Annotated in this window: 12 protein-coding genes; 2 read left to right on the top strand and 10 right to left on the bottom strand. The window is 63.2% G+C overall.

The window, feature by feature from the left end:
* Positions 1 to 126: 126 nt before the first annotated feature.
* The 7 genes from J4D28_RS20575 to zur all read right to left on the bottom strand — a co-directional run bounded on the left by J4D28_RS20575 (position 127) and on the right by zur (position 5,750).
* Positions 127 to 900 carry a MetQ/NlpA family ABC transporter substrate-binding protein gene (locus tag J4D28_RS20575; RefSeq protein WP_009046270.1) on the bottom strand — a complete coding sequence of 258 codons (774 nt, stop codon included), beginning with the start codon at positions 898 to 900 and terminating at the stop codon, positions 127 to 129.
* A gap of 55 nt (positions 901 to 955) precedes the next feature.
* Positions 956 to 1,630 carry a methionine ABC transporter permease gene (locus tag J4D28_RS20570; RefSeq protein WP_009046271.1) on the bottom strand — a complete coding sequence of 225 codons (675 nt, stop codon included), beginning with the start codon at positions 1,628 to 1,630 and terminating at the stop codon, positions 956 to 958.
* The gene (locus tag J4D28_RS20565) at positions 1,630 to 2,637 is read right to left on the bottom strand and encodes a methionine ABC transporter ATP-binding protein (protein WP_009046272.1); all 1,008 of its coding nucleotides are present in this window, start codon (positions 2,635 to 2,637) and stop codon (positions 1,630 to 1,632) included. The genes J4D28_RS20570 and J4D28_RS20565 overlap by 1 nt, the downstream gene beginning before the upstream one ends.
* Before the next feature lie 313 nt (positions 2,638 to 2,950).
* The gene (locus tag J4D28_RS20560; protein ID WP_009046273.1) at positions 2,951 to 3,664 is read right to left on the bottom strand and encodes a PA5502 family lipoprotein; all 714 of its coding nucleotides are present in this window, start codon (positions 3,662 to 3,664) and stop codon (positions 2,951 to 2,953) included.
* A gap of 37 nt (positions 3,665 to 3,701) precedes the next feature.
* A complete protein-coding gene (gene znuB, locus J4D28_RS20555) occupies positions 3,702 to 4,490 on the bottom strand; it encodes a zinc ABC transporter permease subunit ZnuB (protein ID WP_009046274.1) in 789 nt (262 codons plus the stop codon).
* Positions 4,483 to 5,268 (bottom strand): zinc ABC transporter ATP-binding protein ZnuC, encoded by a 786-nt coding sequence (znuC, locus tag J4D28_RS20550; RefSeq protein WP_009046275.1) that lies wholly within the window; start codon positions 5,266 to 5,268, stop codon positions 4,483 to 4,485. Before znuC ends, znuB begins: the two co-directional genes overlap by 8 nt.
* The gene (zur, locus tag J4D28_RS20545) at positions 5,268 to 5,750 is read right to left on the bottom strand and encodes a zinc uptake transcriptional repressor Zur (protein WP_007924301.1); all 483 of its coding nucleotides are present in this window, start codon (positions 5,748 to 5,750) and stop codon (positions 5,268 to 5,270) included. The genes znuC and zur overlap by 1 nt, the downstream gene beginning before the upstream one ends.
* Positions 5,751 to 5,807: 57 nt before the next feature.
* Here zur and J4D28_RS20540 point away from each other — a divergent pair, with 57 nt between their 5' ends.
* Positions 5,808 to 6,737 (top strand): zinc ABC transporter substrate-binding protein ZnuA, encoded by a 930-nt coding sequence (locus J4D28_RS20540; protein ID WP_009046277.1) that lies wholly within the window; start codon positions 5,808 to 5,810, stop codon positions 6,735 to 6,737.
* Positions 6,738 to 6,811: 74 nt separating this feature from the next.
* On the opposite strand, the gene J4D28_RS20535 is transcribed toward J4D28_RS20540, so the two are convergent.
* Both J4D28_RS20535 and J4D28_RS20530 read right to left on the bottom strand, forming a co-directional pair.
* On the bottom strand, positions 6,812 to 7,762 hold the full coding sequence (locus J4D28_RS20535) for a homoserine kinase (protein ID WP_028683571.1): 951 nt from the start codon (positions 7,760 to 7,762) through the stop codon (positions 6,812 to 6,814).
* 62 nt (positions 7,763 to 7,824) lie between these two features.
* On the bottom strand, positions 7,825 to 8,112 hold the full coding sequence (locus tag J4D28_RS20530; protein ID WP_007924295.1) for a DUF2782 domain-containing protein: 288 nt from the start codon (positions 8,110 to 8,112) through the stop codon (positions 7,825 to 7,827).
* A 74-nt stretch (positions 8,113 to 8,186) separates the two neighbouring features.
* Here J4D28_RS20530 and polA point away from each other — a divergent pair, with 74 nt between their 5' ends.
* Positions 8,187 to 10,985 carry a DNA polymerase I gene (gene polA, locus J4D28_RS20525; RefSeq protein ID WP_009046279.1) on the top strand — a complete coding sequence of 933 codons (2,799 nt, stop codon included), beginning with the start codon at positions 8,187 to 8,189 and terminating at the stop codon, positions 10,983 to 10,985.
* A gap of 422 nt (positions 10,986 to 11,407) precedes the next feature.
* Here polA and yihA read toward each other — a convergent pair whose 3' ends face one another.
* Positions 11,408 to 12,049, bottom strand: a complete 642-nt coding sequence (yihA, locus tag J4D28_RS20520; protein ID WP_009046280.1) for a ribosome biogenesis GTP-binding protein YihA/YsxC — start codon at positions 12,047 to 12,049, stop codon at positions 11,408 to 11,410.
* Positions 12,050 to 12,156 lie beyond the last annotated feature (107 nt).

Below are 12,156 nucleotides of genomic sequence, written 5' to 3'. Positions count from 1 at the left end.
AGGCCCTCAAGAGCGCGTCTCCTGCGGAGCCGATCGCAGCCTGCGGCAGCGGCTACAGGGGGCGCGGTAGGCAACTGAAACGAAACGGGGCGCCTTGAGGCGCCCCGTTTGTGTTTCTGTAACCGATCAGAACGCCGGAACCACGGCGCCTTTGTACTTCTCGAGAATGAATTGCTTCACTTCGGGGCTGTGCAGGGCGGCAACCAGTTTCTTCATGGCGTCCGAATCCTTGTCGTCAGGACGGGCCACCAGGATGTTCACGTAAGGCGAGTCCTTGCCTTCGATCACCAGGGCGTCCTTGGACGGGTCCAGCTTGGCTTCCAGGGCGTAGTTGGTGTTGATCAGCGCCAGGTCGACCTGGGTCAGCACGCGCGGGATGGTCGCGGCTTCCAGCTCACGGAATTTCAGGTCCTTGCTGTTCTCGGTGATGTCTTTGACCGTGGACAGGATGTTGTTGGAGTCCTTGAGCTTGATCAGGCCGGCCTTGGCCAGCAGCAGCAAGGCACGGCCGCCGTTGGTGGCGTCGTTGGGGATCACCACGTTGGCGCCGCCTGGCAGTTCTTCGAGCTTCTTGAACTTGTTGGAGTAGGCGCCCAGCGGCTCCAGGTGCACGCCGGCGACGCTCACCAGGTGGGTGCCCTTGGCCTTGTTGAACTCATCCAGGTACGGCTGGTGCTGGAAGAAGTTGGCGTCCAGGCGCTTTTCGGCGACCTGCACGTTCGGCTGGATGTAGTCGGTGAAGACCTTGACCTTCAGGTCCACGCCTTCCTTGGCCAGCGCCGGCTTCACGAATTCGAGGATCTCGGCGTGAGGCACCGGAGTGGCGGCCACGGTCAGGGTGTCAGCGGCGTTCGCGGAAAACGCGGCAACGGCGGCGAAAGCGACGAGTAGTTTTTTCATCCAGCTAGCTCCTTGTGAGGCGCCCGGTGCCGGACGCCTGCCGGCCAGGGCCGACTTATTTTCGGGAAAAGTGCACCACCAGCTTGTCGCCGACGGTTTGCAGAACTTGAACCAGCACCAGCAACAGCACCACGGTGACCACCATCACATCGGTCTGGAAGCGCTGGTAACCGAAGCGGATCGCCAGGTCGCCGAGACCGCCCGCGCCTACCACGCCCGCCATGGCGGTGTAGGAAACAAGGGTAATCGCTGTCACGGTAATTGCCGCGAAAATACCCGGACGGGCTTCCGGCAGCAGGGCGTTGGTGATGATCTGTCGGGTGGTCGCGCCCATCGACTGGGTGGCTTCGATGATGCCGCGGTCCACTTCGCGCAGGGCGGTCTCCACCAGGCGGGCGAAGAACGGCGTGGCGCCGACCACCAGGGGCGGGATCGCGCCGGCGACACCCAGCGAGGTACCGGTGATCAGCACGGTGAACGGGATCATCACGATCAGCAGGATGATGAACGGCAGCGAACGCAGGATGTTCACCATCAGCGACAGCAGGGCGTAGAGGCTCTTCTGCTCCAGCAGTTGGCGCGGGCTGCAAAGGAACAGCAGCACACCCAGGGGCAGGCCCAGCAGCACGGTGAACAGCAACGAACCACCGAGCATCAGCAGGGTGTCGCCGGTGGCCAGCCAGATTTCGTACCAGTCGATATTGGCGAAGAAACTTGTCAGCAGTTCCATTAGCGCAGCACCTCCATATGAACGTCCGCCGCGGTGAAGTGGGCGAAGGCCGCCTCCATGTCACCGCCGGTGATAGCCAGGGTCAGTTGCCCGTAAGGGACGTCTTTGATGCGGTCGATGCGGCCGGCGAGGATGCTGTAGTCCACCCCGGTTTCGCGGGCCACGGTGCCCAGCAGCGGCGCGTAGGTGGCGTCGCCCTGGAAGGTCAGGCGCACGATGCGCCCCGGTACGTGGGCGAAGTCGTCGCGCTGTTCGCTTTCGTCGATCTGCTCGTCTTCCTGGACGAAACGCTTGGTGGTCGGGTGCTTGGGATGCAGGAACACCTCGGCCACCGAACCCTGCTCGACGATCACCCCGGCATCCATCACCGCCACCTGGTCGCAGACGCGACGGATCACGTCCATCTCATGGGTGATCAGCACGATGGTCAGGTTCAGTTCGCGGTTGATCTCGGCCAGCAGTTGCAGGACCGACGCGGTGGTCTGCGGGTCCAGGGCGCTGGTGGCTTCGTCGCACAGCAGGATCTTCGGCTTGGTCGCCAGGGCGCGGGCGATGCCGACGCGCTGCTTCTGCCCGCCGGACAGCTGGGCCGGGTATTTCTTGGCGTGATCGGACAGACCGACGCGGGCCAGCAGCTCGGCGACGCGCTGGTCGATCGCACTGCGCGACAGCTCGCCGGCCAGGGTCAGCGGCAGCGCGACGTTGTCGGCCACGGTCTTGGAAGCCAGCAGGTTGAAGTGCTGGAAGATCATCCCGACCTGCTGGCGGAAGCGGCGCAGGCCGTTGGCGTCCAGGGCGGTGACTTCCTCGTCGTCGACGATGATCTTGCCGCCGCTGGGGTTTTCCAGGCGGTTGATCAGGCGCAGCAGGGTACTTTTGCCCGCGCCGGAATGGCCGATCAGGCCAAATACCTGGCCATTCTCGACCTTCAGGCTGGTCGGATGCAGGGCGGGAATATCCTTACCGGCGACCCGGTAGGTTTTATGGACGTTTTGAAACTCGATCACGTAGCGAACCTTGTGGGGCGCGTTAGAAAAGGATCAGCGGTTAGCCGGGCGCGCATTTTAGCCTGTCCGTATAGAGGTTCTTAGCATTTATTTTGTATTCATCCTTCGATTTGGCAATAACGCGATCAAAGGTTATGGCACCGGCTCTGGGAGCGGGAGCCCAAGGCGATTGCGGCGAGATGTTTGTTTAGGAGCACAGCTTGCGTGCGATGGGGGCGCCACGGTCATCTGTAGTACCGCGTTATCGTTCATCGCGGGCAAGTCGGATCGCCGCCCGCTTGCTCCTACAGACGCGGGTTTGCGGGCGATGGGCTTATTGGGGCTTGCGCGGGCTCAGCACCATCTGTGCCGGGACGTGGCGCAGGATCTGCCGCTCGATCTGCAGGTCGAACTCACCGTCGAGCTTCTTCACCCGCTTGCTCAGCAGGGTCTTCAGCCAGGGGTAATCCTCGGTGCGTGGCGCCTGGATGCTCACGTCGCACTGGTAATTCACCACATCGGCGGCGATCGCATCGAGTTGCCGACGCAGTTGCTTGATATCGCTGAGGTTCAGCGCAATGGTGGTGCTCTCGGCGGCCGGGTCGATCAGCTTGGCTGGCGGCCGGGCTTCAGCGGCCTTGAGCGCGGCTTCGGCTTTTTCCAGCTCGGCTTTACGGGCCTGGGTGATGGCGCCATCGACGCCACCGGTCAGGGCCGGTGCCTTGGGCATCAGCGCGCGGGCGCGGCTCAGGGCCGTGGCGGCGGCGTTGACATCACCCTTTTGCAGCACGATCTGGCTGCGCTGCAGGTAGGCTTCGGCCAGCTGGCGCTGGTATTGCTCGAGCTGCGGGTCGTTGGGCGACTGGGCCTGCAAGGCGCTCAACTGGTCTTCGGCGGTGGCCAGTTCACTGCTGGCGATATTTTGCTGCAGCTGTGCGATGGCCGTGGCGCGGGCGTCGGGCACTTCAGCCGGCGGCGTGCTCTGGCAGGCGCCCAGCAGCAGGGAAAATGCGACAAGGAGCAGATAACGGGAGGCGAACGGCTTCATTCCTGCGACTCTCTAATTGCGCAAAAAGCGAGCAAGTCTACACCCCTCGACGGGGCAGGACAAAACTCAGCAGAAACAATGCGGCCGCCGTGACCACAATCGACGGCCCCGCGGGGGTGTCCTTGAACCAGGACAACGCCAGCCCGCCACAGACCGCGAGTATGCCCAGCAGGCTTGCGCCCAGCGCCATCTGCTCCGGGGAACGGGCGTGACGTTGAGCCGCAGCCGCCGGGATGATCAGCAGCGAAGTGATCAGCAACACCCCGACGATCTTCATCGCCACCGCGATCACCACCGCGATCAACAGCATCAGCGCCAGGCGCAACGACGCCACCGGCAAGCCTTCGACCCTGGCCAGCTCCTCGTGCACGGTGATCGCCAGCAACGGCCGCCACAGGGCCACCAACAGCAGCAGGACCGCGGCGCTGCCGCCGAGAATCCACGCCAGGTCGCCGGGGCTGATCGCCAGCAGATCGCCGAACAGATAGGCCATCAGGTCGATCCGCACGTCATGCATGAAGCTTAGTACCACCAGCCCGAGGGAGAGCGTACTGGGGGCGAGAATCCCCAGCAGCGTATCGGAAGCCAGCGGCTGGCGTTGTTGCAGGGTGACCAGCAGCACCGCCAGCAACAGACAGCCGACGGTCACCGCCACCGCCGGGCTGACATCCAGCAGAAAGCCCAGGGCCACGCCGAGCAAGGCGGCGTGGGACAGGGTGTCGCCGAAATAGGCCATGCGCCGCCAGACCACGAACGATCCCAGGGGACCTGCCACCAGCGCTAGCGCCAGGCCTGCGAGCAGGGCGTAGAACAGAAAATCAGCCATGCTTGCAGCTATCTCCGTGAACATGAACGTGACCGGCCGCGGCCCCGGTGACGACCGAGCCGTGCAGATCGTGGGCGTGGTCGTGATGGTGGTGGTAGATCGCCAGGCTCGGCGCGTTCTGGCCGAACAGCTCGACGAAGGCCGGGTCGCCGCTGACCTGTTCCGGGTGGCCGGAGCAGCACACGTGGCGATTGAGGCAGACCACCTGGTCGGTGGTGCTCATCACCAGGTGCAGGTCGTGGGAGACCATCAGCACGCCGCAGCCGTGGCGATCGCGCAAACGGGTGATCAGGCTGTACAGCTCGGCCTGGCCGGCGACGTCCACGCCTTGTACCGGCTCGTCCAGTACCAGCAGTTCCGGCTCGCGCAGCAGGGCGCGGGCCAGCAGCACACGCTGCATTTCGCCGCCGGAAATGCTCTGCACCGGGCTGTCGATCACCTGTTCGGCGCCGACTTCGTTCAGCGCGGCCAAGGCTGTCGCGCGGTCCACGCCGGGCACCAGGCGCAGGAAGCGCAGCACCGACAGCGGTAAGGTCGGATCGACGTGCAGCTTCTGCGGCATATAGCCAACCCGCAGCTTCGGCTTGCGCCAGACGCTGCCGCTGTCGGGCTTGAGCAGGCCGAGCACGGCGCGCACCAGGGTGGTCTTGCCGGCGCCGTTGGGGCCGATCAGGGTGACGATCTGCCCTGGTTCGACACTGAGCTGGATGTTGTCCAGCACGCTCTGCCCGGCAAAGGTCACCGCGACCTGGTCGAGGCGGATCAAGGCAGTGCTCATCAAGCCCCCTGGCAACCCGAGCAGAGGCCGACCACTTCAACGGTCTGGCCTTCGACGACAAAGCCGACATCGCGGGCGCTGCTGATGATCGCGTCGCTGATGGATTTCTGTTCAAGCTCGATGGCGGCGTGGCAGACGCGGCAGATCAGGAACTGGCCCTGGTGCGCGTGTTCCGGGTGGTTGCAGCCGACGAAGGCGTTGAGCGAGGCGATGCGGTGCACCAGGCCGTTTTCCAGGAGGAAATCCAGGGCGCGGTACACGGTTGGCGGCGCGGCGCGACGACCGTCCTGTTCGCTGAGCACGGCGAGGATGTCGTAGGCACCCAGTGGTTTGTGGCTTTGCCAGACCAGCTCCAGCACCCGCCGACGCAGGGCGGTCAGGCGCAGGCCTTGGCGCGCACACAGGGCATCGGCCTCGGACAGCGCGCTGTGCACGCAGTGAGAGTGGTCGTGGGGGCGACTGGCGAGGGGGGTTTTAGGCATGAGCGGCGACGATAATTGTGAGAGACGTTATTATGTTACCCGTTCTCGCCTCTTCGAGTGGTCATCGTGTCCCGACTTTTTGCCCTTTTTGTCGCTTTTACCGCCAGTTTGTTCGTGATCAGCTCGGCCCAGGCCGAGGTCCGGGTCCTGACCAGCATCAAACCCCTGCAATTGATCGCCGCCGCCGTCCAGGATGGCATCGCCGTGCCCGAGGTTCTGCTGCCGCCGGGTGCCTCGCCGCACAACTATGCGCTGCGCCCTTCCGACGTGCGCAAAGTGCAGTCGGTGGAGTTGCTGTACTGGATCGGCCCGGACATGGAGAGCTTCCTGCCGCGGGTGCTCAAGGGCCGCACGTTGCCATCGCTGGCGGTGCAGGACCTACCAGGCCTGAAACTCCGTCATTTCGCCGAAGATAACCACTCGCACGCTGAAGAAGCCGACGAACATGATCACGATCATCGTCCGGGCAGCCTCGATGCGCACTTGTGGCTGTCGCCGGTCAACGCGCGGGTCATCGCCGACCGCATGGCGGCCGACCTGAGCGCCGCGGACCCGGCCAACGCCGCGCGTTACCAGAGCAACGCCAAGGCTTTCGACGCACGCCTGGATGCCCTGGATGCCCGTTTGAAAACCCGCCTGGCGCCAATCGCCGGCAAGCCTTACTTCGTCTTCCACGAAGCCTTCGATTATTTCGAAGACGCTTATGGCCTCAAGCACGCGGGCGTGTTCAGCGTCGCGGCCGAGGTGCAGCCAGGCGCGCAGCATGTAGCGGCGATGCGCACGCGCTTGCAGGAAGTCGGCAAGACCTGTGTCTTCAGCGAGCCGCCATTGCGCCCGCGCCTGGCCGAAACCCTGGTGGCGGGCTTGCCGGTGAAGCTGGCGGAGCTCGATGCGCTGGGCGGCTACACCCCGGCCTCCGCGCAGGGGTACGAGCAGGTGTTGGAGAAGCTGGGCAACGATCTGGCGGGTTGCCTGGAATCGCTGTAAAGGCGGCTGACGCTATCGCGGGCAAGCCTCGCTCCTACAGGGGATCGTAGGTGCGAGGCTTGCCCGCGATGCTTTCAGATGGCGAACGGCAATGGCGTGCTGACCTGCTGGCGCTGGGCCAGGCGCAGCTGGAACTCCATCGGGTCGTGAATCAGCACGTCCTGTCCGGCGAAGGACTCGGCGGCGATCAGGCGTGACAGCCAGAAGCGCACGCAGGCCACCCGCAGCATGGTTGGCCACAGCTCGGCCTCGGCGGTGGTGAACGGGCGCAGGGTCGCGTAGGCGCCCAGCAGGGCCCGGGCGCGCGAGCCGTCGAGCAGGCCGTCGGCGTCGGAACACCAGTCGTTCAGGGCAATCGCCACGTCATACAGCATCGGCCCGGAGCAGGCGTTGTAGAAGTCGATCAGCCCGGTCAGGTGCGTGCCTTCGAACATCGCGTTGTCGCGGAACAGGTCGGCGTGGATATTGGCCCGTGGCAGCGCGAGGATCTTCACCTTCTGTTCGGCGATTTCATCCAGCGCCCGCTGCAGCAGATCCCGCGCCTGCGGATCGAGATGCGAGAGCATCTGCGAGCCTTCTTCCTGCATCCAGTCCAGGCCACGATCGGTCTTGCGCTTGATCATGTTGTCCTTGGTCGCCAGGTGCAGGTGAGCGAGCAGCTCGCCGACCTGCGCGCAATGCTGGGCATTGGCTTCCTTGATGTGCTTGCCGGCCAGGCGCGGCTGCAGCAGCGCCGGCTTGCCGGCCAACTCGCGCAGGGCCACGCCGTCGGTGGTGCGCAGGGCGTAAGGCACCGGCAGGTCGGCGTCGTGCAGCACGTCCAGCAGTTCGATGAAGAACGGCATTTCCTGGACCGGGCCGCGCTCGACCAGGGTCAGGACGAACTCGCCCTGTTCCAGGCTGATGAAGAAGTTGGTGTTTTCGCTACCAGCGGCAATCCCCTGGAAGTCAAGCAGGCGGCCGAGCCCGTAAGGGGCGAGAAAGGTTTCCAGCTCGGGCCGAGCCAGGGGAGTAAACACAGACATGGTTAAAAACTGCCAGTACGGGCGCCGCTGTCGAGCCAGCGCCGGTTGAAGTTAGGAGTGGTTTACCACTCGAAAATTTTCCACGCCGGAATCAGCATATCCGGCTGGTCCGAACGAATGAAGTTGCCATCGGAACCGTCGGCGCGCACCAGAAAGTAGGGTTTGCCAACCTTCGGCGTGACCTTGATGGCGTACAGGAAACCGTTCTGGCGGTACTCCTGGATGGTCTTGTCGCCTTCCGTGCGAATGGTCACTTCCGGATCCGCCGATGGCGCATCCTCCGCCGCAATCACGGCCATCGGCGCGATTGCAATCAGGCTGGCCAGCAGCAAGCGATTTAGTGTGCGCATGATAACCTTGTCCCTTTGTCGTCAACGGTCCCGCTATTCTAGCGCCGGACCCGCCGAAAAGGTTGATCCTGCTCATGAGCCAAGCCCCCCTCGTCCTGGTGGACGGTTCGTCTTACCTGTACCGCGCCTTCCACGCGCTGCCACCTTTGACCACTTCCAAAGGCATGCCGACCGGTGCGGTCAAGGGCGTGCTGAACATGCTCAAGAGTCTGCGCAAGCAGTACCCGGACAGTCCGTTCGCCGTGGTGTTCGACGCCAAGGGCGGAACCTTCCGCGATGACATGTACGCCCAGTACAAGGCCAATCGTCCGAGCATGCCCGACGACATGCGGGTGCAGATCGAGCCGTTGCACGCCAGCGTGATCGCCCTGGGCTTTCCGCTGCTGTGCGTCGAGGGCGTCGAGGCGGACGACGTGATCGGCACCCTGGCCCGCAGCAGCGCGGCGGCCGACCGGCCGGTGGTGATCTCCACTGGCGACAAGGACATGGCGCAACTGGTGGACGGGCACATTACGCTGGTCAACACCATGTCCGGTAGCAGCATGGACGTGGAGGGCGTGAAGGAGAAATTCGGCGTCGCTCCCGAGCAGATCATCGATTACCTGGCGCTGATGGGCGACTCCTCCGACAACATTCCGGGTGTGCCGGGCATCGGCCCGAAGACCGCTTCCGGCCTGTTGGTGGGGGTCAACGGTGGCCTGAACGAGCTGTATGCCCAGCTCGATATCGTCCCGAGCCTGCCGATTCGCGGGGCCAAGACCCTGCCGGCCAAGCTCGAAGAGCACAAGGAGATGGCTTTCCTCTCCTATCAGTTGGCGACCATCAAGGTTGATGTGCCGCTGGATATCGGCCTGGACGACCTGCACCTGGGCGAACCGGACCGCGACAAACTGCTCGAGCTGTACAGCCTGCTGGAGTTCAAGAGCTGGCTCGACGAGCTGCAGCGCGATGCCAAGCGCCTGGAGCTGAGTGTCGCCGCCTCTGAGCCGGTGGCCGACTTGTTGACTCAGGTCGAGATCGAAGTGCCGGTGGTTGTCGAAGCGCAGTACGAAACCATCCTCGATCAGGCGCGTTTCGATATCTGGCTGGAGAAACTGAAGAACGCCAAGCTGTTCGCCTTCGATACCGAAACCACCGGTATCGACGCCCAGCAGGCGCAGCTTGTGGGGCTGTCCTTCGCCGTGCAGGCCAACGAAGCGGCTTATATTCCGCTGACCCACTCTTATATCGATGTGCCGGAGCAACTGGATCGCGACACCGTCCTGCGGGCCCTGAAGCCGATTCTCGAAGACCCGAACAAACTCAAGGTCGGCCAGCACGCCAAGTTCGACATGAACATCCTGGCCAACTGCGCCATCGGCGGCGATCAGGCCAACGGCATCACGGTGCGCGGGGTCGCCTTCGACACCATGCTCGAGTCCTATGTGCTCAATTCCACGGCTACCCGGCACGACATGGACAGCCTGGCGGAGAAATACCTGGGCCACACCACCGTGAGCTTCCAGGACATCGCCGGCAAGGGCGCCAAGCAGCTGACGTTCGACCAGATCGCCCTCGAGCAGGCCGGGCCTTATGCGGCGGAAGACGCCGATGTGACCCTGCGTCTGCATCAGGTCCTGCATGAAAAACTGGCTGCGATCCCGAGCCTGGCCAGCGTGCTCAGCGATATCGAAATGCCCGTGGTGCCGGTACTGGCGCGGATCGAGCGCCAGGGAGCGCTGGTGGATGCCGACCTGCTGCGTGTGCAGAGCATCGAACTCGGCGACAAGATGGTGGAACTGGAGCGTGAAGCCTTCGAGATCGCCGGCGAAGAATTCAACCTCGGCTCGCCCAAGCAGTTGGGGGTGATTCTCTATGACAAGCTCGGCCTGCCGGTGCTGAAGAAAACCGCCAAAGGCCAGCCGTCCACTGCTGAAGAAGTGCTGGCCAAGCTGGCGGAGGACGACTACCCGCTGCCCAAGGTGCTGATGCAGTACCGCTCCATGAGCAAGCTCAAGAGCACCTACACCGACCGCTTGCCGGAGCAGATCAACCCGCGTACCGGGCGGATCCATACCTCCTACCATCAGGCGGTCGCGTCTACCGGGCGTTTGTCTTCCAGCGATCCGAACCTGCAGAACATCCCGGTGCGTACCGCCGAAGGCCGGCGTATCCGCCAGGCCTTTATCGCGCCGCCTGGCTACAAACTGCTGGCGGCTGACTATTCGCAGATCGAACTGCGGATCATGGCGCACCTGTCCCGCGACGAAGGGCTGCTGAATGCCTTCCGCAATAACCTCGACGTGCACACGGCAACTGCGGCCGAAGTATTCAAGGTCGAGCTCAAGGACGTCAGTTCCGATCAGCGCCGCAGCGCCAAGGCGATCAACTTCGGCCTGATCTACGGCATGGGCGCGCAGAAGCTCGGCAAGGACATCGGCGTCGATACCAAGACCGCCAAGGCCTATATCGACACCTACTTCGCCCGCTATCCCGGCGTGCGCGAATACATGGATCGCACCCGCGCCCAGGCTGCGGAACAGGGTTATGTGGAAACCCTGTTCGGGCGCCGCCTGTACCTGCCGGAGATCAACTCCAACAAGCCGCAGGAACGCGCCGGCGCCGAACGTACGGCGATCAACGCGCCGATGCAGGGCACGGCGGCCGACATCATCAAAAAGGCCATGGTGGCGGTGGATAACTGGCTGGCGACCTCAGGCCTGGATGCCAAAGTCATCCTGCAGGTGCACGACGAACTGGTGCTGGAAGTGCGCGAAGACTTGGTGGACCAGGTAAGCGAGGAGATTCGCGGCTACATGAGCAAGGCCGCGACCCTGGATGTGCCGCTGCTGGTCGAGGTCGGGGTGGGCAGTAACTGGGATGAGGCGCACTGAGGCGAGAACGCAGCACTTTGGCCGCGGCATAGTGCCGCGGCGAAGGCTGGCGAAGAGCTATTAGTGCGGAAAATTTCATCGACTATTGCCAATAGTTTTTGAAACCTCCCGGAACTTAATCGGCGAAAGCCCACTCAGAGTATCTGAATGGCTGGTGAAGCCCTTCGATGCTCCTATGTTGTGTTAAGTGTTGGCAGATATCTGGACCCCGCCCTAGCGGTCCGGAACTTGGACCCCGAACTTCCCCTCCCCATACGAAGTCCGGGGTTTTTTTTGCCCTAAAACTGCCTGTGGCGCGATCATGCTGCGTTAAAAACTGGCGGGAAATGCTCATTTAGGCCCCTAAAGTCGAATGCGACCCCAGCCGTTCCCGCCAGTTTTTGCCTTGCCTGATCACTCCACAGACAGTTTTATCTATGTCTTCAGACTTCGATTTCGGCGCCTTTGTCTGCCAGTTCCATCCAGCTCGCCAGTACAGTGTAGGCCTCTTCCAGGCCCATGCGTTTTGGCGCCGAGAACAGTTGGATGGTGACGTTGTCGCCCCAGCCTTTACGGATTTGCGACTGCACCTTGAGCAGGGTGTTCTTGGCCGCGCCGTAGGTCAGTTTGTCGGCCTTGGTCAGCAGGATATGCATCGGCATGCCGCTGGCGACGGCCCAGTCGAGCATCAGCAGGTCGAAGTCGGTCATCGGATGGCGGATGTCCATCATCAGAATCAACCCTTTCAGGCTCTCGCGGCTGCCCAGGTAGGCTTCCAGGTGACGCTGCCAGTGTTGCTTGAGCGGGATCGGTACTTTCGCGTAACCGTAGCCCGGCAGGTCGACCAGACGGCGATCGTCGTCTAGCTTGAAGAAGTTCAACAGCTGCGTGCGGCCCGGGGTTTTCGAGGTGCGTGCCAGGCTGGCATGGGTCAGGGTATTCAGGGCGCTGGATTTGCCGGCGTTGGAACGCCCGGCGAAGGCCACTTCGAAGCCTTCGTCGTCGGGGCATTGATCGACTTTGGCGGCGCTGAGCATGAAAGTGGACTGTTGGCACAGACCAAGAATGGGGTTTTTCAGTTGCATGGGATTTCCGATAGGGGCGGTGCCGAGAATGGACGCGGCGAGCGGTGTCGTTTCCGTTTCAGTAACGCCAGTATATAATGCCGCAGATTTTGTGTGCGCTTTGTCCC

Origin of the sequence: Pseudomonas sp. GW531-T4 (assembly GCF_017349615.1) — a bacterium.
GTDB classification, from domain to species: Bacteria; Pseudomonadota; Gammaproteobacteria; order Pseudomonadales; family Pseudomonadaceae; genus Aquipseudomonas; species Aquipseudomonas chlororaphis_I.
This window is presented reverse-complemented; position numbering and strand designations above follow the sequence as displayed.